The organism is Undibacterium parvum (assembly GCF_003955735.1).
GTDB lineage: Bacteria > Pseudomonadota > Gammaproteobacteria > Burkholderiales > Burkholderiaceae_D > Undibacterium > Undibacterium parvum.
Window position 1 is genome coordinate 3,914,520 of sequence record NZ_CP034464.1, and the last position, 22,934, is coordinate 3,937,453.

General features: G+C 48.9%; 16 protein-coding genes, 1 tRNA gene and 2 pseudogenes. 13 read left to right on the top strand and 6 right to left on the bottom strand.

Going from position 1 to position 22,934, the window contains the following annotated elements; translation table 11 throughout:
• Nucleotides 1-125 precede the first annotated feature (125 nt).
• The 3 genes from EJN92_RS17140 to EJN92_RS17150 all read left to right on the top strand — a co-directional run bounded on the left by EJN92_RS17140 (nt 126) and on the right by EJN92_RS17150 (nt 2,494).
• Nucleotides 126-644 carry a hypothetical protein gene (locus tag EJN92_RS17140; RefSeq protein WP_126128930.1) on the top strand — a complete coding sequence of 173 codons (519 nt, stop codon included), beginning with the start codon at nt 126-128 and terminating at the stop codon, nt 642-644.
• A complete protein-coding gene (locus EJN92_RS17145; protein ID WP_126128931.1) occupies nt 637-1,371 on the top strand; it encodes a hypothetical protein in 735 nt (244 codons plus the stop codon). Before EJN92_RS17140 ends, EJN92_RS17145 begins: the two co-directional genes overlap by 8 nt.
• Before the next feature lie 241 nt (nt 1,372-1,612).
• On the top strand, nt 1,613-2,494 hold the full coding sequence (locus tag EJN92_RS17150) for a reverse transcriptase family protein (RefSeq protein ID WP_157984384.1): 882 nt from the start codon (nt 1,613-1,615) through the stop codon (nt 2,492-2,494).
• Nucleotides 2,495-3,408: 914 nt separating this feature from the next.
• Here EJN92_RS17150 and EJN92_RS17155 read toward each other — a convergent pair.
• The 5 genes from EJN92_RS17155 to EJN92_RS17180 form a co-directional block, all read right to left on the bottom strand.
• Nucleotides 3,409-3,876: a hypothetical protein gene (locus EJN92_RS17155; protein WP_126128933.1), complete on the bottom strand. Its 468-nt coding sequence runs from the start codon at nt 3,874-3,876 to the stop codon at nt 3,409-3,411.
• Between the two features lie 978 nt (nt 3,877-4,854).
• Nucleotides 4,855-5,070, bottom strand: coding sequence for a hypothetical protein (locus tag EJN92_RS17160; protein WP_126128934.1), 216 nt, complete (start codon nt 5,068-5,070; stop codon nt 4,855-4,857).
• A gap of 479 nt (nt 5,071-5,549) precedes the next feature.
• Nucleotides 5,550-6,236 carry an adenosylcobinamide amidohydrolase gene (locus EJN92_RS17170; RefSeq protein ID WP_126128936.1) on the bottom strand — a complete coding sequence of 229 codons (687 nt, stop codon included), beginning with the start codon at nt 6,234-6,236 and terminating at the stop codon, nt 5,550-5,552.
• Nucleotides 6,237-6,692: 456 nt separating this feature from the next.
• Nucleotides 6,693-7,475: an N-acyl homoserine lactonase family protein gene (locus tag EJN92_RS17175; RefSeq protein WP_126128937.1), complete on the bottom strand. Its 783-nt coding sequence runs from the start codon at nt 7,473-7,475 to the stop codon at nt 6,693-6,695.
• Nucleotides 7,476-8,088: 613 nt separating this feature from the next.
• Nucleotides 8,089-8,179, bottom strand: a tRNA-Ser gene (locus EJN92_RS17180).
• Between the two features lie 260 nt (nt 8,180-8,439).
• Here EJN92_RS17180 and murJ point away from each other — a divergent pair.
• From murJ to EJN92_RS17200, 5 genes and pseudogenes are all read left to right on the top strand, one after another.
• The gene (murJ, locus tag EJN92_RS17185) at nt 8,440-9,990 is read left to right on the top strand and encodes a murein biosynthesis integral membrane protein MurJ (RefSeq protein ID WP_126128938.1); all 1,551 of its coding nucleotides are present in this window, start codon (nt 8,440-8,442) and stop codon (nt 9,988-9,990) included.
• Between the two features lie 531 nt (nt 9,991-10,521).
• Nucleotides 10,522-12,516 (top strand): annotated as a pseudogene (locus EJN92_RS22140) (PAS domain-containing protein); the annotation flags it as partial.
• 291 nt (nt 12,517-12,807) lie between these two features.
• Nucleotides 12,808-13,842 (top strand): annotated as a pseudogene (locus EJN92_RS21920) (methyl-accepting chemotaxis protein); the annotation flags it as partial.
• A gap of 8 nt (nt 13,843-13,850) precedes the next feature.
• The gene (locus EJN92_RS17195; protein WP_227869590.1) at nt 13,851-14,450 is read left to right on the top strand and encodes a chemotaxis protein CheW; all 600 of its coding nucleotides are present in this window, start codon (nt 13,851-13,853) and stop codon (nt 14,448-14,450) included.
• Nucleotides 14,451-14,952: 502 nt separating this feature from the next.
• Entirely contained in the window at nt 14,953-16,221 is a 1,269-nt protein-coding gene (locus EJN92_RS17200) for an HD-GYP domain-containing protein (protein WP_126128940.1), read from the top strand.
• 79 nt (nt 16,222-16,300) lie between these two features.
• Here the strand turns inward: EJN92_RS17200 and EJN92_RS17205 are convergent, their stop codons facing one another.
• Nucleotides 16,301-17,281, bottom strand: coding sequence for an NADPH:quinone oxidoreductase family protein (locus tag EJN92_RS17205; RefSeq protein ID WP_126128941.1), 981 nt, complete (start codon nt 17,279-17,281; stop codon nt 16,301-16,303).
• A gap of 108 nt (nt 17,282-17,389) precedes the next feature.
• Between EJN92_RS17205 and surE the strand changes: the two genes are divergently transcribed.
• The 5 genes from surE (at nt 17,390) to rlmD (ending at nt 22,780) form a co-directional block, all read left to right on the top strand.
• Nucleotides 17,390-18,127 (top strand): 5'/3'-nucleotidase SurE, encoded by a 738-nt coding sequence (gene surE, locus EJN92_RS17210; RefSeq protein ID WP_126128942.1) that lies wholly within the window; start codon nt 17,390-17,392, stop codon nt 18,125-18,127.
• A complete protein-coding gene (locus EJN92_RS17215) occupies nt 18,124-18,999 on the top strand; it encodes a protein-L-isoaspartate(D-aspartate) O-methyltransferase (protein WP_126128943.1) in 876 nt (291 codons plus the stop codon). Before surE ends, EJN92_RS17215 begins: the two co-directional genes overlap by 4 nt.
• Before the next feature lie 134 nt (nt 19,000-19,133).
• Nucleotides 19,134-20,147, top strand: a complete 1,014-nt coding sequence (locus EJN92_RS17220) for a peptidoglycan DD-metalloendopeptidase family protein (RefSeq protein WP_126128944.1) — start codon at nt 19,134-19,136, stop codon at nt 20,145-20,147.
• Nucleotides 20,148-20,211: 64 nt separating this feature from the next.
• Nucleotides 20,212-21,294 (top strand): RNA polymerase sigma factor RpoS, encoded by a 1,083-nt coding sequence (rpoS, locus tag EJN92_RS17225; protein WP_227869591.1) that lies wholly within the window; start codon nt 20,212-20,214, stop codon nt 21,292-21,294.
• A gap of 151 nt (nt 21,295-21,445) precedes the next feature.
• Nucleotides 21,446-22,780: a 23S rRNA (uracil(1939)-C(5))-methyltransferase RlmD gene (rlmD, locus tag EJN92_RS17230; RefSeq protein WP_126128945.1), complete on the top strand. Its 1,335-nt coding sequence runs from the start codon at nt 21,446-21,448 to the stop codon at nt 22,778-22,780.
• The last annotated feature ends 154 nt before the right edge of the window (nt 22,781-22,934 follow it).

Consider the following 22,934-nt stretch of genomic DNA (forward strand, 5'->3'; position numbering starts at 1 on the left):
CAGTTGTTGTTACGTTTGAAATATAGATCAAAATTCTTCGTTTAAATACAAGAGCCTATTATTTGATTGATTTTGATTAACTTACATGCAATCCTTGCTAGATTTTTACTAATATCGATAGACAAATGCATCCAATTGGCGAAATGGGTATGGAAATTGTGGCTCGGCATTTGCAGGAGCAAGCCGAGTCTAAGGCTCCCTCCCATGAGGGGGATCTTTTTGGGCGTTCCGCGTTTAACCGATATTATTACGCTGCGTATCTGGAAGTTCGATTTGGCTTAAGTGGGTGGAGGCCTGAGTGGAAAGGGGATATGGCACATGCGAAGATTCCAGAAATACTAAGAGGACAAGTTTTAAGAACGTTAAAAACTGGACTTCGGGCAGCGGAGAGAAATAGTGATAATGAAGTTGCTTCATTATGCAGTGGCGGTATTACTGCAGCTAGAGAACTTGCACAATTAATGGATAACGGTCGAAGTGCGCGGGTGACGGCAGATTACAACCCTGAGATTAAAGTGGAATTCAGACCTGATACAAATTTTAGACTCAATACTGTAGGAGTCCATGAAGCAAGGTCTTGGCCAGTTAAAGCCAGAACGTGGGTAAATATAATTTCGCAAGCGTGGAGGCAAGTTGATGAGTAATAACGTTGAAATACAGTCTCGCTTACATGATCTCGAAATACCATGTACTGGCGCGATTGTGCGAGGTGACCTAGGAGAAAAACACTTTTTTGTACATGTGCCAATATTGAGAAGTGCTGAGAACAAACAAATACCACCTAATAAAAAATTAAATTTCGCAAAAGAACTTTTTGCGAAAGAAGGTATTTCCATTGATTTTCTGTTGCATGATGATTTTGGGCTTGATGTCGAAGGTGGCTTGCGAGCAACGATTTTGCATACTTTTGGTGATTCTGTGCGAAATATTTTTTTGTCAATTTCTGAGGGGGTTGCATCTGTTTGGATTGACCCCAAAGTGGCGCTAGAGCCTGAAAAATTGGCAGAAATCAAGAATAGAGCAGAGCAGTTTCTTTTTACTTTTGATATTGAGAATGTTGGTGTTGCAGTGACTACGGGTGAGAAACTACCGAGCATATTAGTTTGTCTTCGGACTATTCGGACACTGGCACCAATTATGAATCACGCTTTACTTACCGAGCTTGTGAATGGAGGCTTTTCGATTCCATCACTTGATTGGTTGAACCGCCGTCTTGATGTAATGCGAAAAGACGGGAAAATTATTCGAAAAGAAGACGGCACTTATGTTTTATCCTTGATAAGCTTAGAGAAACTAGGGTCTGAACGCGGAAGGGGCAGTCCCGATATCAAACGCATACTTGCGCTTGGGAGGGGGGCGATGATACGATAGCAACGTGGGGGTCTCGGCGAGAGTGTGTATCATGCTCAATTTGCCAAGATTATGCTTTAGAAGGGTGCCGTAAAAAGATTCGGTGCTCCTTCGAAGCCCCGAATATTTTTACGGCTCCTATATGAAAGTTAGACTTTGCTAAATGAGGCTCCCACAACCCCTCCTCGACTCACCTTACTTCCAATTTAGTACAGTTAACGAACTTTGTAAGGCCGCAGGGGATCCTGATTCAGCAGAAGTCATGGAAATAAGACGCTTAGATGCTCTTAATTTACCACCTGTAAGTTCAAGGCAAATACTGGGATTAATGTTCGGGTTGAATTCTGGCTTAATTTGGTCATTTCAAAGCCGCACGCATCGCTACTACCGAACATTTAATATTCCTAAAGGGAACCGTCAGAGACGTATTGATGCGCCTTGTGTCGGTCTAAAAGCTATTCAGAAATGGTTGGCAACTCAGCTACAAGGCGCGTATAAAGTGCCGGATCATGTCTTTGGTTTTGTTGCTGGACGCTCTCATATTGATGCTGCTTCTGTACATGCACAGGCGGTTTGGGTGTTGTCAGTGGATATACGTGATTTTTTTCAAACTACACCAAAATCGCTCGTTAAAACTAGGCTTCTCGAGTTGGGTTTCTTAGAGAAGGGTGCAGAACTTATCGCATCATTATGTTGCTTGCGTGATAATCTCGCACAGGGCGCTCCAACTAGTCCATTACTTTCAAATGTATGTTTTATTCATGTAGATCAACAACTTTCTTACCTTGCTGATAAATATAACTTAAGGCTTTCGCGATATGCTGATGATATTGTTTTCTCTGGGAAAGGCCAATGTCCGGATACTTTAAGAGACGAATTAGAGTCCCTTTTTATCGGCAGTACTTGGGTACTGGCGCCAGAGAAGACAGAGTTGGTATCACTCCCTAAAAGATTGAAAGTTCACGGCCTGTTAGTTCATGGTGAAAATATTAGACTTACAAAAGGATATAGAAACAAAATACGCACGTACAAACATTTGCTAGCAACAAAAGGGGCGGAGTTGACCAACTCAGAAAAAATAAAAGGTCATATATCGTACGAAAAATATGTTGATCTGGTAGTTGATGCGCAACGTAATACTTAATTGTTAAATAGGTCATTAATTCGCTTGCGCATCGGCGGCGCGGCCTGTGGGTGGGGCTGAGGGTGAATTTCCTTTGCGCGACAAAAAACGGTCATTTATTGCATTGATACCAATAAAAAGGGATATTCGTGCGATAAGTGGCCGTTTTTCTATTGGCTTCACCTTGATGAAGTTAAATCGAGGTCGCTAGTTCAAGAATAAAATTTGGCGGTAACACCTGAAACACAAATTTTGTATTTGTAACACCTTAAAGTGTTACGCCTAACATATTGATTTTAAAAGATAATGTGTAAAATCGCGCACTGTGTAACACTGTAACACCGGAAAAGTAGGGCTGGCGAGTTTTTAAACGCAGTTAAGCAAGCGGTTTTCTGGTGTGCTTTTGATGCGCGCTTTATCGTGAACGTTCCACCATTAAATGCCTTACAAGGTTGTGCTGGTGATGATTGTGCTGATGCACACCTATTGATTCCCTTTAGTCTGGCGGTTCCTTCCCTTGCATTTGGCCTACGTGGGTAATTCGTGCTCGTGGTTTTCGCCGTCACTGATTTTTTTTGGGGTGGTCACTTAGGTGGTCGGTGATCAGCGACCAACATAAGGGGAGGGGAGCCCCCCCTATAAAGGTACTTCCAGCGACTACCCTGACAAGGGTAATTCTAACCCCGTCAAAATTCTAGCGGGAGCACTTTTGAAATTCCTTACACTTCGCCTGAATGATTATGCTTCCTTACATGTTATTGGCGCTGGTGATAACTGAAGGGTAAGTGAACCTGTAGATCGAAAATTTTTCAATTTCATGCGATAGACTGCAGATGATCATCTTGCATTAATGCATCAATGACTTTAATTTGAAATTGAGATGCTGGCACTGCTTTTTGCGCAGGTCGTCTTGACCGTTGTGCGAAAGTAATGTGTCATTTATGACGCTCACATTGTTTGATGTAGCGTTCTTGAATTTTCTCAACTTCAACTATGCGTTTCCTAACAGTTGCGTCAGATAAATTGTCGGAAAGCTTCAATTGAAGGTTAGTTTGGATATCATTAAGATAGCCAAGTGCAAATATCTTTTTCAAGTCGCACATAACATGCGCTTTAGCACTATCTTCTCCTTCGGTGGCTATGTAAGCGAATTCAAGAATCTGTAAAGCATCCACACACTTTGTAAAATTGGACTGGCAGTCCATAGATAACTTTACAGCGTAGATCTCTGCAGGCAGTTGCTGAAGCGCGGTAAATAGCTCAGCACGATTCTTCTGGATGTTCGCACGCTTGATTGTATCCCATGGATCTGTGGAGAAATGTTGCGAACAACCAGTAATTAGCCCAAACGTCAAGGCGAGTGCGGGAAGAAGTCGCTGAGTGACGTGTTCAATGCGCAGCATAAGGAATTCCTCAAGGTGTTTAAACCGTCATTTTGATTTACCAACGAAAAAACTTGATAGCATTTTTTCGGTGCGCTGAAAATACTTATAGCTACATGTTCAAATAGTGAAAATAGTGAGGCAAAGTAATTCTATCAACAATTTAATTCCTAGAGTGCAAGCTCCACTGAAACCCTTCTTACATTCCGCCTCTTTAAAAATCTATAGTTACAAACCTGTTAAAAAGGGTAAGGAAATTCTTTTGCATCCATGGGTGCATCCATGAGTCAATTGTGAAAATCATAAAGCCTTTGTTTATGCGGGTTTTGAGGCATTATTCGGCTTCCTCTCTCCCATTAATATGCTGCCGGCAGTGCCGTGTAGCCGAGAAAGCCGCTTTACTCATTATGAGTAAAGCGGCTTTTTTGTTGTGGGCGCGCTCAGCGATGCCGCTTGATGAGTTGCGATTGAGCGCGCGTGCTGGCCTGGCCCAATTACCCATACTCCTGCCAGTACCCTTGAATTTATGGTCATTGGCGCATAGCAGATAAGCGCTTTTAAAAATACTCCCTCTATTTTATTGAACGCATGGCAGCTAGGCGTGATTGCTTTGGCGCAATCGGGCGTTGCTTGCTATGCCGTAGCTCGGTAGCTGCGATTAGCGTAGCGGAATCGCACGCACCTCACTGTGCCGTAGCACATTAAAAAACGCCCCTGCCATTACGCATATTTCATGCGCGTCTCCAAGCATGCTTGCTGGTCTGTGAGCCGCATGGGATATGCGCGGTGGCTTGCTGGTGTTTTTGTTTGCTGTTGTTCTGCGTTTTATTGTTTTCTGTGGTTGTTGTGCGATTGCTGGCCGGTGGTAGACCGGCGGCTACTTCCTTTTCTTGCTTCGCCAAGAAACGGAAGCAAAAGAAGGCGACGCAAAGTCGCTGTCCCTGCGGGATACCCAATTGTGCAAGTCGTAAAATGGGAAAAGTTCGAAACTCGCTACGCTCAGACACGAACCTTTCTAATCCATTTTCCGCCCCGCACAATTGGCAGCGCCACATGCGAATTCGATTCAAAAGCCACGTCAAAAGCAGAGTCAAAAGCCAGGTCAAAATCCAAGTCAAAAGCCGATTCAAAACCCAGGTCAAAAGCCGATTCAAAACCAAGGTCAAAAGCCGAGTCAAAAACAGCGGATTGCTGTAGCTTGATGTGCTTGAGCATAGCGTGCGTGGAGAGACGAGCCTCGCACTACGGATGTGTTGACCTTCGCCTTTCGCATGTGGCGCTGCCGCTTGTGCATGGCAGAAAATGGATTAGAAATGAAGCTGTTTGAGCCGCAGGCGAGTTTGCTTCATTTCCCATTTTTTGACCTGCACAGGCGGGAACCCGAAGGGCAGCGACTTTGCGTCGCCTTCTTTTGCTTCCTTTTCTTGGCGAAGCAAGAAAAGGGAGTAGCTGCCGGTCTACCACCGGCCAGCAATCGCACAGCTACGACAAAAATATAAACAAGACCAGGCCACAGCAAACCAAAAACAGCATGCCGCCAACGCGCATATCCCATGCGGCTCGCAGGTCTATGTGCTTGAAGAACCGCATGGAATATGCGCAGTGGCAGGATGCATATGAAATTTCATGCGGCGCAATAGATGAAGCCCATTGCGCCCTACGATTGCGCCTTACCGAGTTGACTTCAGATTCGCTTACTTAGCCCGCTGCAGCGACTGCGTCAGTGCGAGGATAACGGCTTGCGCCAGCATTTCTCCGGCCGGCACATGCTTGCCGACATAGCGCAGCAGGATGCCATCAGGGGCGGAGATGATGGCAATCGCATCGGTGCCGGTGCCCGTGGCGATCTCGCCGCTTTTCGCGCTGCGTATTTGCAGCGTGCCTAAGGCGGCCACCTTGGCTTCGGTCGCGATCATCAAAGCCTCGGCCATTGCGGCCGGCGTCAGGCTGGCGTTGGTGCACACTACAAGATTGATGGTGCCAGCCGGCAGCACTGCGTCGTTCTCAATCACATCGGCCGGATCACCCGCACGGCGCGCATTGGCCATCCCTGCGGTAACGATGGCAGAAAAATACAGATCGCCAAAACGACAGGTATGCTGACGCAAGCTATTCATCGAAGCCGCCGTCATCATGCCCAGAGCTGGTTCTTGCAAACCCATTTCGGCACACGCCGCGCTTAAGGTATCGGCCGGCTCGGTAAGAATAGTGTCATCTTCAGTCACCTTGAGGTTTAGCACATGCCGGACAGACTGCAGGCCACCATTAAGTACGCAGCAGCTTAAGGCCGTCATCGGTCGGACGAAAGTCAATAAACTATAGCCGGCAGTTGTGCGCAGGCGGCAAATCGGGTTGACGGCGATGTCGGTATTCTCAAGCATGCTGATCAGTTCTCACTTTTCTGTTTAGGCAGGCAAGATGATAACTGAGGTCGGTTTCAAAAATCGAGTCATCTGTAAGATGCGCTAAGCGGCGGTGCGCCAAGTCGGATTATTTGTAAGGGTGCTGAGCGCATACGCCTAATTAGTTCACTTTGAGATTTTTACAGCACCCGCGCCAGCGCGCATATTCCATGCGGGTCTCCAGCCTATGTGCTTGAAGAAGCGCATGGAATATGGGCAGTGGCAGGATGCTTATGAAATTTCATGCGGCGCAATAAATGTAGCCCATTGCGCCCTACGATTACGCCTTAACGAGTTACAGCGTTCAGAGGTTTTTACAGTTGCCGCTCCAATTCGCATATTACATGCGGCTCGCAGACCGATATTGCTTGAAGAAGTCCAGGGAATATACGCTCAGTTATCGAGAGTCGGCGGGCTTAAGGTCTTTAATTTAGTTTAGTCTCGCCATGCGGGAAATGCGGGTAAGCGATTAAAAAAATCGAAATCATGGTTTGGCCATAATTCGGCATTTTCGCTCTTGGCAAGAGCGTTTAGCCGACGGATGCTGTCTAAGGCTAACGCTTCGTTATCCTCCCAGCAGTAGCCAGGTGCAACTTCATCGATAAGGTTTTCGCTTAGGTCGGCAGCATCGCCACAGATAATCACGGGTCTGCCCTTAGGTAGCTCGATGAATAGCGACATATGACCTGCGGTATGCCCTGGGGTAAATAATGCCTGTACGCCGCTTGCCACCTGATACTCGCCATTTTGTAGATGCCACTGGTCTGAGGCTGCTACCTCATCATCGAAAACTCCATCGTCAAGCTTAGTTTTTGCTGCTGTAATTTCATTGGCATGTACGTGAACTTCGCAACCAGGGAGATCGCACAAGCCCCCCGAATGATCAAAATGGAGGTGGCCGAGAAAAGCGATGTCGATGTCTTTGGCTGTGAGACCTAATTTGGCCAAGTAGTTAGGTATTCTTTGCTCTTCGCTCATTTTCGGTGGTTCAAACAATGGGCGCATAGGATCGAAAAACTTTGAACGTAATTCTGGACTGGCTATCTTTTGATAGTCGCAGCCTACGTCATAAAGAATACGCCCATTTGGTGTTTCGATTAGATAGGCAAGAATTGGGGCGTCAATGTATTGTCCGTGTCCTCTATTGCGAGTTGAGACTAGCTTTTCATATCGGTGAGTACCAGTAAGTAATGGCCAGACGCGAAGTGCTCGTGTCATAGGATGCTCCAAAAATATTGGGGTCGTCCCCGAATGTAAAATAGAGTAGACGGGTCGTCCCATCGACTAGGGTGTTGAAAATTAAGCTTCGTGTTGATCCTGCACGTCAAATCGTAAAAATAGAATTTGAGAACTGCTTGCAGCGTAGCGGTCTGGAATGAATCGCCACTTTGGCACACTAATTACGATTGTAAGCGATGGGCTAATTGTATTGCTAGTAATTTAAACATCAGTCTGGCAGGGCGTAAGCTTTGAGTAGGCATTAATCCTTGCTGGGGTATTGGTCTTTATGGAAGTTCAAAACAGGCAGCGCCAACACGTATATTCTATGCGCTTCCTCGAGCACATAGGCCTGCGAGCCGCATGGAATATGCGCGCTGGGCTTGCTGCTGTTTGCTTTGATGGCAGGCTTCGTGCTTGCCCAGCTTGATGCACAAGAGAGTGCCAAGGCCAAGCGAAGAAGTGCTCAAAAGTAGTACTCAAAAGAAGCACTCAAAAGTAGCACTCAAAAGAAGCAAGAAAATGCTCAAGGAAAACACGCATAAAAAAAGCCCCTAAGTGTTTAAATTCTTAGGGGCTTTTTCTTCAAGCTGCTTAAGCTTGACAGTATCTGTGGCGGAGAAACGGGGATTCGAACCCCGGGTAGGCTATGAACCTACGCACGCTTTCCAGGCGTGTGACTTAAACCACTCATCCATCTCTCCTACTGCTTTGCATGTAATGAACTAGTTCTCTACATGCGAAGCTCGCTATTGTAGCAGAAATTTCTTTGATTGAAAGCCACTTGTTGGCTTGCCATCGCAAAAATCTGTTTTTCCTGACAAATTTTTGGTTTTGCCAGGTCTCTTGCCATCCTTGTTAGCCTCACTCTGCACACTAGCTTTGTAAATAAATTAGCTAAAACAGCAAGATCGCTGGCCTGCCAGAGAAGCAAGCTTGGCTACACCCGTTATAATGCCGCTCCATGAACTTATTGAAAACACTCGCTACCATTAGTGGCATGACCATGCTCTCGCGCATCACCGGTTTGATGCGCGATGTCTTAATTAATAGTTACTTCGGTGCCAGCGGCTGGACCGATGCCTATTTTGCGGCGATGCGGATACCGAATTTTTTCCGTCGCCTGTTTGCCGAGGGCGCGTTTTCGCAAGCCTTCGTGCCGATACTGGCGGAATACAAGAATAAAAAAGGCGATCAGGCCACCAGGGAGCTGGTCGATCATGTCGCTACCGTGCTGGTGTGGGCGCTGCTGTTTACCTGCCTGATCGGGGTGGCCGGTGCGCCGATTTTTGTGTATATGTTCGCCTCGGGTTTTGCGGTGAATCCGGCCAAGTTTGAGATCACCGTGGTGATGACGCGCATCATGTTTCCGTATATAGGTTTTATCTCGCTGGTGGCCTTGGCCAGCGGTATTCTCAATACCTGGCGCGAGTTTAGGGTGCCGGCATTTACGCCGGTGTTGCTAAATCTCTCGTCGATCGCGGCTTCGCTGTTTTTGGCACCGCATATGGCGCAACCGATTTATGCGCTGGCGATTGCGGTGTTTGTCGGCGGCATGCTGCAGATGCTGATACAGGTGCCGGCGCTGATCAAGATAGGCATGTTGCCACACCTTAGTCTCAATCCCATGTTTGCCTTACGCGACCCTGGTGTGCTGCGGGTCTTGCGCCAGATGGGGCCGGCGGTGCTGGCGGTGTCGGCGACACAGATCAGTATCTTAATTAACTCGACCTGGGCTTCGCATATGCCGGACGGCAGTATGTCGTGGCTGGCGTCGGCCGATAGGTTGATGGAGTTTCCTACCGCCTTGCTGGGCGTGGCGTTGGGTACGGTGCTCTTGCCTAGTTTGTCGAAAGCCAATGCTGAGGCTGATACCGCCGAATATTCCTCTTTGCTCGATTGGGGTCTACGCTTAACGTGTTTGCTGGCGATGCCGGCCGCGGTGGCTTTGGCGACTTTGCCCGAAGCCTTGACGGCGACCCTGTTTCATAACGGTAAATTCGATGCGCATGCAGTGGCCATGACGGCGCAGGCGGTGACCTCGTATGGGGTAGGTTTGATCGGCCTGATCTTTGTTAAAATTCTGGCGCCGGGCTTTTATGCCAAGCAGGATATCCGTACCCCGGTGAAGATTGCCATCCTGGTGCTGCTGGCGACCCAAGTCATGAATCTGATGTTTGTGCCGTTTATCCAGCATGCTGGTTTGGCCTTGTCGGTCGGTCTGGGGGCGTGCCTGAATGCCAGCATGTTGTACCGCGGTTTGCGTCAGCGTGGTATCTATGCACCGCAAGCGGGTTGGCTGCCATTCTTACTGAAACTGGCGGCGGCTTTGACCTTGATGGCAGGCGTGGCGCTGGCGCTATCCGGGCAAGTTGATTGGATCGGTTTGAAGAGTCAGAAGTGGATGCGGGCAGGGCTGTTAGGCGGGATTATTCTGGCGTGCATGCTGAGCTATTTCCTTGCTTTGTTTGCGATGGGGTTTCGGATCAGGGATTTCCGCAAGACGAGCATTTAAGCGGCGTTACAGCTTGGCATGGCGGGTCGCATGCAAGTGTCAGTTCAAAAAAAGGAGAAACGCAGGTGTTTCTCCTTTTTTTATGCGCTGGTTTTATTTCATCTCTGCACTACTCAATCGTGGCTGCTTAGCAAGCGATAAATTTCTAAACGACACTTGCAAAAATCGCAAATACATATCAATATGTACTTGAATTAACTATTCATTAAGTATATTAATAATTGCATCATTAAATTTCGGTTCTCACTGTTCTGTCGCATAGTCTGGCGCTTTTATGCGTTTCAAGCTTCAAATTGTAATTTTCCATCTCAAAACAGCGCATTTACCGCAGCGGTGCTCAGCCTGCTGTCAGTCAAAGTAATTTAGCTTCTCAAACCTAAGGAAGAATAAATGAAATCGCTACTCAACTCCGTGAAGATGTGGCAAAAATTCTCGCTGATAGGCGTGTTTGTTGTGGCTCTGTTTAGCCTACCTTTCTATTTTTATCTTATTAGTATCAATAGTGATGTGGATTCGGCAAAGACTGAGCAAATGGGGGCGGCTGTATTGCCTAATGCGGTCAAGCTGATACAGACGCTGCAACAACATAGGGGTTTGAGCGGGGCGGTGTTGGGTGGAAATGCTAGTTTTAAGCCCGCGCGTGAGACCGCAGCTCAGAGTGTGAATGCGGCGTTTGAGAGCGTGCTTAGTTCGGAAAAATCTTTCCCGGCTTTGAATTTGGGAGATAAATTAATTCAGATTAAACAACAATGGAGCACGCTGTACGTCGATAAAGATAGCGTAACTGGGGTCGAAAGCAATCTGCGTCACACGGCGCTGATCAAGCAAATGCTAGAGTTTTTGGATGACTTGATGGATGTCAGCGGACTCACCTTGAGCCCGGATGGTGCGTCGTTTTTCTTGATGAGTATGGCGAGCAATACCGTATTGGGCCTGAATGAAGACTTGGGCCAATCGCGTGCAGCCGGTGCCCTTGCCCTGACTAAAAAGCAGTTATCAACCAATGAGCAAGCCAGCATCATTGCTTTGCAATTTAAGATACGTACCAAGATAGAAAAGAATAAATTGATGTTTTCCCGGCTGTTGAAAGTCGCGCCGGAATATCGAGAAACACTTGGGGCGAGCTTGCAAAAGCAAGATTTGCTAGGCTTGGAGGCGGTTAAGCTGATTCAGGAAAAAATTCTTGATAACGAAAAGCTAGACTATGACGCGCAAAGTTTTTTTCAAAAACTCAGTGTCAGCATCGACGGCTATTATGAATTTGAAAAAATGCTGACGGATAGCTTGCTCAAGACCACCGAGCTGCGTTTTCATCAAAAGAAGTTTGACCGTATGTTCACGGTGGGGATTTGCCTGTTTTTGTTACTGCTGGTGACCTTCTTGTCCTGGTATATGATTAAATCGGTAATTCGGCAGGTGGGGCAAGAGCCAGCTGATGTGGTCGATTTTGCCGCCCAAGTTGCTGGCGGCAATTACGCTGCAAGCATTGCCTTGCAGCGTAACGATACGACTAGTATCGCGGCAAATTTGCAAGTTATGGTTGATAATATTCGTAGCCGCATCGATGCCTCGGAAAAAACCGCCGCCGAGACCCTGCGCATCAAAATCGCCTTGGATAATGTCGGCACCAATGTCATGATCGCCGACACCGATCGCAATATCATCTACATGAATAAATCCATCGTCGAGATGTTGAGCAATGCAGAAGCGGATGTCCGTAAAGCCCTGCCAAATTTTTCAGTGTCTAAATTGATGGGCGCTAACATCGATCAATTTCATAAAAATCCGGCCCATCAAAAAAGCTTGCTGGCCTCTTTTAGCAATAATCATAAAGCGCAAATCAAAGTGGGCGTACGTACCTTTACTTTGTCTGCCAATCCGGTCATGAACGATGCTGGTGTGCGTCTGGGTAGCGTGGTCGAGTGGGGCGATATTACCGAGCAATTAATCGCCCAGGAAACAGCGGCTGCATTGGCTTCAGAAAACACCCGCGTTAAAATCGCCCTCGACAATGTCGCCACCAATGTCATGATCGCCGACACCGATCGCAATATCATTTACATGAACAAATCCATCGTCGAGATGCTGACCAAGGCCGAATCCGATGTGCGTAAGGCGCTGCCTAACTTTAGCGTGAATAAACTGCTGGGATCGAACATCGATCAATTCCATAAAAACCCAGCGCATCAACAGCATTTGCTGGCAACCTTCACCACCAATCATAAAGCACAAATCGTGGTTGGGGTGCGCACCTTCAGACTCTCGGCCAATCCTGTGCTCGACACTGCCGGCACCCGCCTCGGTAGTGTGGTCGAATGGGCCGATGTCACCGATCAGTTAGTGGCAGAGCAAGCGGCCGAGCAACTCGCCAGTGAAAACACCCGCATCAAGATCGCGCTCGATGGCTGCGCCACCAATGTCATGATTGCCGATAACGAGCGCAACATCATCTACGCGAATAAATCCGTGGTCAATATGCTGAGTAATGCCGAAGCCGACCTACGCAAGGTACTGCCGAATTTCAGCGCCTCACGCTTACTCGGTACGAATATCGATCAATTCCACAAAAACCCTGCGCATCAAAAAAATCTGCTGGCCACTTTTACCAGCAATTACAAAGCGCAAATCGTGGTGGGTGCGCGCACCTTCGCTTTGTCGGCCAATCCTGTCATCAATGGCAGTGGCGAACGTTTAGGGAGCGTGGTGGAATGGCTGGATCGCTCGGCCGAAGTCGCAGTCGAAAAAGAAGTCGCGAATATCGTCGAACAAGCGGTCAATGGCAACTTCACCACCCGTTTGGTAGAACAAGGTAAAACGGGCTTCTTTGCCAAACTCAGCGGCGACATCAACCGTCTGATGGAAACCAGTGATCAGGGTCTCAATGAAGTCTTGCGCGTGCTCGGCGCCCTAGCCAAGGGTGATCTGACCGAAACCATAGAGAAGGATTACCAGGGCACCTTCGGCGCCTTAAAAGAAGCCAGTAACGAAACCGTCGACAAGCTCTCGCAAATCGTCACCGACGTCATCAACGCCACCGATGCCTTATCGAACGCATCCGAGCAAGTCTCGGCCACCTCGCAAGCCTTATCGCAAGCGGCCAGCGAACAAGCCGCCAGCGTAGAAGAAACCAGTGCCAGCATAGAGCAAATGGCAGCGGGGATTAACCAGAATGCCGAGAATGCCAAAGTCACCGATGGCATCGCCGGCAAGGCCTCCAAAGAAGCGATAGAAGGCGGCGACGCCGTCAAACGCACGGTCTCGGCCATGAAAGAGATCGCCTCTAAAATTGGCATCATCGACGACATCGCCTACCAGACCAATATGCTGGCTTTGAATGCGGCAATCGAAGCGGCACGCGCCGGTGAGCACGGCAAAGGCTTTGCGGTGGTGGCTGCAGAAGTGCGCAAACTGGCGGAACGTAGCCAGATTGCCGCCAAAGAAATTGGCGACTTAGCTGGCGGCAGCGTCAAAACAGCGGAACGTGCCGGTGAACTGATCGATGAGATCGTGCCAGGCATAGGCCGCACCTCGGATCTGGTGCAAGAGATTGCTGCGGCATCACAAGAGCAATCGGCCGGGGTCGGGCAAATCAATACCGCCATGAACCAGATGAATCAAATCACCCAGCAAAATGCCTCATCGAGTGAAGAGCTGGCCGCCACCGCAGAAGAAATGACTAGTCAGGCCGAACAATTGATGGAATTGGTAGGCTTCTTTAATCTCGGGCAGCAAGGCAAATCTAGCCGCCAGGGTGGGCACGAAGCCAAGTCTAGCAAACGTCAAAGCGCGCCTAAACACAGTAAAACAGTCGCCAACACCGGTTTCGACGACGCCAAATTTGAACGATTCTAGGAGCGACCATGGCTAGCAACTCAGGATCAATGGCAGCAAAGAAAACCGAAACAGCGTCAGAGCTGGCGGCCAGAGCGCAACTGGAAGCGGCGCAAAATTCTGGCCAATATCTAACCTTCGTCTTGGGCGGTGAGGTGTACGCGCTGGGCATTTTAAACATCAAGGAAATCATTCAATACGGTGATTTAACCGAAGTGCCTATGATGCCCACCTTCATCCGTGGCGTGATTAATTTACGCGGACGGGTAGTGCCGGTAGTTGACTTGGCGGCCCGCTTTGGGCGCGGTGTCACCAGCGTCTCACGCCGCACCAGTATCGTCATCATAGAAATGGCGCAAAGCGAAGAAAACGAAGGTCAGAGCATAGGCGTGATGGTCGATGCGGTCAACGAAGTGGTGGATATCGCGGCGGCCGAGATCGAACCACCACCGTCTTTCGGCGCAAAAATCCGGCCCGACTTTATCAGCGGCATGGCCAAGCAAGCCGGGCGCTTCATCATCGTACTCAACCTCGATAGAGTGCTATCGATCGAAGAGATGGTGGCCCTGGGGCAAACCTTGAGTGGCGCTGAGGTACCGGTCGCCTGCGAGGTGGAAGAGCTCAGTTAAGCTGGTTTATCTCTATATGCTCTCGCAACTCTCTAGACCTAAGCGCGCTATTAGTCTGCTTCCGTTTTCCTTCAGTGGGACGTAACAGCCTGTCTCCGCACAGTGCTGTCTAAAGTGCCAAGCCCAGCGCGCATATTCCATGCGCCTTTCCAGCCTGCCTAGTCTGCAGCCCGCATGGGATATGGGTGTGGGGCCTGCTGCTCAATTATTTCATTGAGAACTTTGGCAACAAGGTCACCGCATCCTTGCGTTCGTCTCGCCCTACTCAAACTGTCTTGGGCGGTGGCCCTAAGCGTATCAGTTTTGGGTAAATTCGAGATTAAAGTGGTTTTTGCTTTTGTTGCAAATAGTTAATTGTGGCAGTTTTTTGCCCGCTTAATTTAGCCCAGTCTGTCAGCTCTGCTGTAGAATAAATGATGTCGCAGCTCAAGTCGGCTAAAGATATTTAAACGATAATCTAGACCGAAAATCCCCAGAGTTTTAATCGTGAGCACGCAATATTATGTTGAAAAAAATCAAGGTCAAGCAATTAAGACTAGGTATGTTCATTCAGGAACTATGTGGTTCTTGGATGGCTTCGCCTTTCTGGCAAAAGTCTTTTATGCTCGATAGCCAGGCCGCATTAGACAAAATATTAAAAACCTCGATTACTGAGGTGGTGATCGATACCGCCAAGGGTGTCGATGTATTGGTAGCGGTTGTGGTTGCCAAAGCACCAGTCGAGCCTATCGTCGAAGCTGCCATTGCAGAGCTAGAGCCGGAACCGGAACCGGTTGTTGAAGCCGCTATCCCCTATAAAGATATCGTTGCCGTGTCTATGGACGATGAAATGGGACGCGCTGCGAGCATCGTGGGTAACTCCAAAAAAGCAGTTTTTTCCATGTTTAATGAAGCGAGAATGGGAAATGCCATCAATGCGGAAAAAGCGATGTCGCTGGTGGAGGACATTGCCTCTTCAGTCATGCGTAATCCTGGCGCATTGATAGGTCTGGCGCGCTTAAAGACCGCCGATGACTATACCTATATGCATTCGGTCGCGGTATGTGCCTTGATGATCGCCTTGTCGCGCCAGCTCGGTCTGGATGATGAGCAAACGCGGGAGGCCGGTTTGGCCGGCTTATTGCATGACATCGGCAAGATGGCGGTGGATTCGACTATTTTAAATAAACCCGGTAAGTTGACCGATGCTGAATTTGTCTCGGTCAAAGAGCATCCGGCGGCAGGTCATAAGATGTTATTAGAGGCCGAAGGGGTGAGCGCTATTTCCCTCGATGTGTGCCTGCATCATCATGAGAAAATGGATGGTAGTGGTTACCCCGAGGGACTGGTTGGCGATCAGATTAGCTTGTACGCAAAGATGGGGGCGGTCTGTGATGTATATGACGCGATCACTTCGAATCGGCCGTATAAAGCGGGATGGTGCCCGGCTGAATCTTTGAGCAAAATGTCTGAATGGAGCAAGGGGCACTTTGATGAAAAAGTGTTCCAGGCTTTTGTGATGAGTATTGGTATCTATCCGGTCGGCACCCTGGTGCGTCTGCAATCTGGGCGCTTGGGGGTAGTGGTGGAGCAGCAGATAGGTAAATCCCTGATGCTGCCGAAAGTGCGGGTGTTTTTTTCTAGTAAATCTTTAGCGTACATCACGCCAGAGTTGCTTGATTTGGCCGGCCCCGGTTTACAAGACAGAATCGTCGCGCGTGAAGACGCCAAAAAATGGGATTTAAAAGATATCGATCGCTATTGGCTGGGCGATGCGGCCAAGCCATCTTAAATTGTGCTGATGTGCGCCAGGCGCATCAGCACTTTCCTTGCTGGTAGTATTTTGCGTAAGCCTTATTTGTAAAGCAGGCTTATAGTTCCGGCTGAATGATCACTTTCCCCGTCACTTTTCTAGCCGCTAAATCATTTAAGGCTTGCGCGGTATCCGCTAGTGCATATCTGCCTGAAATATGCGGTTTTATTTTCCCTTGCCTTAACCATTCCAGTAGTTCACGCATTGCGGCGAGATTTTTCAGTGGTTCGCGTTTCGCAAATTCGCCCCAAAAGACGCCGATTAAGGACGCGCCTTTTAATAGCGTCAGATTTAAGGGCAGTTTAGGAATCTCTCCGTTGGCGAAGCCTACCACCAGATAGCGGCCACGCCATCCGATGGAGCGAAAGGCGGGCTCGGTATAGATTCCACCGACTGGGTCGTAAATTACATCGGGACCTTTGCCATCGGTCGCCAGTTTGATGGCTTCCCGCAAGTCTTCGTTGCTGTAATTGATGCAAACATCGGCGCCATGGGCTTTGCAGATGGCGAGTTTCTCATCGGTCGATGCCGCTGCGATGACGCGGGCGCCGATCGCCTTGCCGATTTCTATCGCGGCTAGACCAACCCCACCAGCGGCACCCAACACCAGCATGGTTTCACCTGCTTTTAACTGCGCTCTGTCGAGCACCGCATGATGCGAGGTGCCGTAGGTGAGGGTGATGGCGGCAGCGGTATCGAAATCCATTTCGGCTGGCATGGGCATAATCGCTTGCGCTGGCACCACCACTTGTTGTGCAAAAGCGCCATGACCAACAAAGGCAATCACGCGGTCTCCGGGTTTGGTGTTGCTGACGCCTGCACCAACAGCGCGTACCACGCCGGAGAGTTCACTGCCCGGTGTGAAAGGAAGTTCTGGTTTAAATTGATATTTATTTTGTATGATCAAAACGTCAGGGAAGTTGACTCCGGCAGCTTTGACGTCGATCGTGACCTGTCCCGGCCCTGGCAAAAGATCAGGCAGTTCTTCTATCACCAAAGTGTCGGGCAGACCCCAGGTTTTACACAGTACAGCTTTCATATTCAGATCCCCAAAATAAAATAGTACGACCGTTTGATTTTGTGATTATGCCGCAAAATAATGATCTGTGTAGAAATTTATATTCAGGCATCAGGTAGAATGCTTGACATGAAAATTCTGATCAGTAACGACGATGGTTACCTCGCACCTGGCATCATTGCTTTGGCCGATGCCTTAGCGGCTATTGCCGAGATTGTGGTGGTGGCGCCTGATGGTAATCGCTCTGGCACCTCAAATGCACTTACTCTGGATAGGCCACTTTCGCTACATCGCGCCGCCAATGGTTTTTATGTCGTGAATGGCACACCTACCGATTGCGTGCATATCGCCTTGACCTCGATTATGCAGGAACGACCAGATCTGATCATCTCTGGCATCAATCAAGGTCAGAATATGGGCGATGACACGCTGTATTCCGGTACGGTGGCAGCGGCGACCGAAGGCTATTTGTTTGGCGTTCCGGCCATTGCTTTTTCGCAGCTAGACAAGGGCTGGGCTCATCTGGATGCGGCAGCGCGGATTGCCCGAGAAATGATCATGCGCGGCTTCCCCTCTTTGCCCTTGCCTTATTTGTTGAACGTGAATATTCCTAATTTAGCCTACCAGGACATCAAGGGCATCCGCAGTGCGCGCCTTGGGAAGCGCCATACTTCGGAGCCGGTCATTAAAGCACTCGATCCGCAAGGGCGGGATATTTATTGGATAGGTCCGCCAGGCGCAGTTAAAGATGCCGGAGAGGGCACTGATTTTTATGTGACAGCGCATGATTATGTGTCGGTGACCCCGCTGCAGGTGGATTTGACCAATGCCACGCAGATGCAGCAAGTCGGGGCGGATTTGGCATGACGGCAAAAGATAAACGTTTTCCCTTGCTGCTCTCGTCTGTGGTAGGGCAGGGCAAGCGCAGTGATGATAGAAGCAAACCAGCCATTAAAACCGAGATGCCTCAGACCGCCATGCGCAATGCGGTCAGGCATGCAGCGCCTAAAATTGGCGCGCACTCCATTCCAGGCCTGAACACCACTCGGGCAACGAAGACGACGCCAAGTCCAAGTCCAAATACCTCGAGTCACTCTTCTGTGCCCTTGGTCTCGGCGAATATTCGTAAAGCCATGGTGGCTAAAGTCGCCCAGCAAGGAGTGATTGATAGCCTGGTGTTGGGCGCGCTTGAAGCAATTCCCCGGCACTTATTTATAGAGTCTGGCCTGTCCGGCCAAGCCTATATTGATGCCTCTTTACCTATCGGTCATCATCAAACCATCTCTAAGCCTTACATCGTGGCGCGCATGATAGAAATTATGCGCAACGGTGCTGAATTAAAAAATGTACTTGAAATTGGTACCGGGTGCGGCTACCAGGCGGCGGTGCTTTCTCTGGTCGCGAAAGAGGTGTATTCGATAGAGCGTATTAAGGCTTTGCACGAACTGGCAAAAAATAACTTGCGACCCATGCGCATTCCAAATATTCGCCTGCATTATGGCGATGGCATGCTGGGATTGCCTCAGGTGGCACCGTTTGACGGTATCATATTGGCTGCGGCCGGTTTGCAAGTGCCGCAGGCATTGTTGGAGCAACTGACTATCGGTGGCCGACTGATCGCTCCGGTCGGTGCCGGTAATCAGGTGCTGCAATTAATCGAGAGAGTCGCACCATTGGAATGGAAAAGTTCTATCTTGGAGCAGTGTCATTTTGTCCCACTGCGACAGGGCGTAATATGATAGGACTTACGCAAAAGCGCCCCAGCGTCGTTGTATCTGCCTTGCCGTACTGGAGTAAGTCTTCGGCGGTACGTCTAGCTGGAACAATTTTGCGTAAGTCCTATATGAAACAGTCGATCAAATGGAAATTGTTAATGAATAAGAAGAAATTAAGCGTAGTTGCACAGATCGTTTTGACTAGTGCCGTCCTCATTGGCATATCCGCTATATCCGCTTGTACTAGTACCCCGAATAATGCGCCGGTGATTGATAGGGCTGATCGCGGCAATACCGAGATAAATAAATCTGTCGCCAATGTGACTGCTGCGCCGGTAAAAGCACCGTTCGATGGCAAGCTCAATTATGTTGTAAAAAAGGGCGATACTTTATTTCGCATAGCACTTGATCACGGACAAAGTTATAGTGACATCGTCGCTTGGAATAGTTTAAAAAATCCTAACGATATTAAAGTCGATCAAGTATTGCGGGTGGCTCCGCCGGATGCAGTCTCGACTGCTGGGGTGCAGACCTCGAGTATTTCATCTGGCAGTGGCAGTGAGATTAGAAGCTTGACGGCTGCTAGCGGAGCGGCCAACGCAGCGACCAACGTAGCTACCAATAAGAACTATCCTAGAGGCGATAAAAAAGCCTATTCAGAGGCCGCTTTGGCTGAGTTGCAAAAGCCGGATACGGCTTCCAACCTTGCTGTCGTTGCGGTGGCAGCCGCCAAATCAGAAGTGCCGGCTGTAAAGTCAGCCGAAAAGTCAGTTGATAAAGTGGCGACGACGCCTGCTGAATCAGATGCAGTTGATTGGATGTGGCCAGTTGAGGGTAAAGTCATCGCCAGTTTTGACGATGTAAAGAATAAAGGTCTGGATATCGGTGGCAAGTTAGGGCAGGATGTACTTGCGGCAGCCGCTGGAAAAGTGATGTATGAGGGGAGTGGAATCCGTGGTTATGGTAATCTAGTCATTATTAAGCATTCCAGTACGCTTTTATCCGCTTACGCGCACAATAAAACGAATTTGGTAAAAGAAGGACAAGTGATTAGTCGGGGTCAGAAAATTGCAGAAATGGGTAATTCTGATAGCGATGCGGTTAAGTTGCATTTTGAAATACGTCAACAGGGTAAACCGGTTGACCCAGCAAAATTTTTACCTGGTCGATAGTACAATCGAGCGTCATTGCACTGGGTAAGCTCCGATAAAACCTATTATCTTTTTAGCTTAAAAAATGCCCAAATCTTCAGTCAATTGTCAGTTGCAAAGCGCCGATTCGGACGATGGCCAGGATGTTATTGCTGAGCTTATGTCCGAAACTGGTTCAGATTCCCTGATCGAACAGCATGCGCAATTGTCGGACTTTTCAGAAGATAGTGATGAGGATGCGGCAGAGGATGCGACTGATGATGAGAGCGATAATCCTATCGCGCAAAGTGTGGCACCGATTGATGAGATTAAGACCGTCTTGGCGGCCGAGTTATCGACTGATACGACTCAACATTACCTCAATCAAATAGGAACTCGCCCTTTATTTGGCATGGCTGAAGAATTGCATTATGCAACCTTGGCCAAGCAGGGCGACTTCGAAGCCCGGCAAAAAATGATAGAGCATAATTTGCGCCTGGTGGTCTCTATCGCCAAACACTATATTAATCGCGGCGTCGCCTTGCTCGATATGATAGAAGAGGGCAACCTAGGCTTGATGCACGCGATAGAAAAATTTGAGCCCGAGCGTGGTTTTCGTTTCTCTACCTATGCGACCTGGTGGATACGTCAGAGTATAGAACGTGCCATCATGAATCAGGCTCGCACCATACGTTTGCCGGTGCACATGGTGCGCGAGTTAAATCAAATTTTACGTGCCAAGTATCATCTGGAATCGCAAAGACGCGACGGTAGAGATGCCGCGATCGAAGACATTGCCCACCTGGTGGGGCGACCTATCGATGAAGTGCAAGATATCTTGGCGCTGTCCGAGCACGCCACTTCACTCGATACCCCACTCGATAATGATCCTCAGTCCAGCCTCATGGATATGCTACCGGGCAATAGCGACGATACGCCCGACCTATTGGCCGAGCATCATGAGATGACCATCTTAGTCCGTGATTGGCTGTCAAAATTGCCCGATAAGCAACGCATCGTGATCATGCGTCGATTTGGCTTAGATAATGATGATCCGGCTACGCTGGAAACTTTGGCCGATGAAATGGGGATAACCCGCGAGCGGGTAAGGCAAATCCAGCAAGAGGCGCTGATCAAATTAAAACGCACCTTTGCCTCACGTGGCGTCGACCGCGACTCACTGCTCTAATCTGCGCTTTGTCCCAAACGCGCCGGTATTTTCAGTCCGCTATTTCAAGGGCTGAAAGAAAAAGCGCGATTGAGTTCCTCGTTTCTCTTATAATCTCGCCTTTGAATTAAATCCCTCTTCGAGCATGAGCTAGGCTCATTCTGCATACATCATGAATAAAATTAATATCCGCTCCTTTGATATGGATGCGCGTGGCGTTGGTCATCTCGAGAACGAAGACGGCACTCCGGGTAAGGTGATTTTTGTTGAAGGCGCATTGCCTGGGGAAGTGGTGAGTTTTAACACTTTCAAGAAAAAAGCCAGCTGGGAAGCCGCCAATATGGGCACCCTGTTCAAAGAGTCATCCCAAAGAGTGACGCCTAAATGCGAGTATTTTGGGGTGTGCGGCGGTTGTTCTATGCAACATCTGGATGCTAATGCCCAGGTCGCCATGAAGCAGCGCGTGCTGGAAGATAATCTTGGACACATCGGCAAAGTCAAGCCAGATATGATGATGCGCCCTATCTACGGACCGACCTGGGGTTACCGTTATCGCGCCCGTTTGTCGGTGCGCAATGTCGTCAAAAAAGGCACGGTGCTGGTGGGTTTTCATGAGAAGAAATCCCGTTTTGTGGCGAATATGGAGCGCTGCGAAATTTTGCCGCCGCATGTTTCGGCCATGCTGCTGCCTTTGCGTGGCTTGATTGCCTCGCTTTCTATCCTGGAAGAAGTGCCACAAATTGAATTGGCGATCGGTGAGGGCGTCACCGCCTTGGTACTGCGCATCATGGCGGCCTTAAGTGCGGAAGACGAACTCAAGCTAAAAGCCTTCGCCGATGAATATAAAGTGCAATGGTGGTTGCAAACCAAGGGCCCGGAAACTGCAGAGCCATTTTATCCGGCGACCAGTGATTTGCATTATCTGCTGCCGGAATTTGGCGTCAAAATGCCGTTTAAGCCTACCGACTTTACCCAGGTAAATCATCACATCAATCGAGTCTTGGTGGATAGAGCACTGCGTTTATTGGACGTGCAAAAAGACGAGCGTATCGCCGATTTGTTTTGTGGCCTGGGTAACTTTACCTTGCCTATCGCCACCCTTGCCAAAGAGGTGGTGGGGATAGAGGGTAGTACCAGTCTGACTGAACGTGCGCTTGAAAACGCCATCGCCAATGGTTTGCAGGACAAGACCTCATTTAGCACCCGCAATTTATTTGAAGTGACTGCCGAAGATCTGGTCGCACTAGGGAAGTTTGATCGTTATCTGGTCGATCCTCCGCGCGATGGCGCGATGGCACTGTGCCAGGCCTTGATCGATCTGGGTAAGTTTGCGCCGCACTTGAAACCTAAGCGTATCGTCTACGTTTCGTGTAGCCCGGGAACGCTGGCCAGAGATGCTGGCATGTTGGTGAATCTTGGCGGTTATCGCATGACCAAGGCGGGCGTGGTGAACATGTTCCCACATACCTCTCATGTTGAATCGATGGCGGTGTTTGATTTGATTTGATCTAAATTGAGTTGAGTTGAGTTGATCAACTCAAGATTGTTAGCTTAGCTTAGCTCGGATGCCCGCATTTGCACTGCGGGCATTTTTTATTAGCACTGCTGTTTTTCAAAAGTCCTGCCGCCTGCTGCGCATATTCCATGCGGGTTTTCGACCA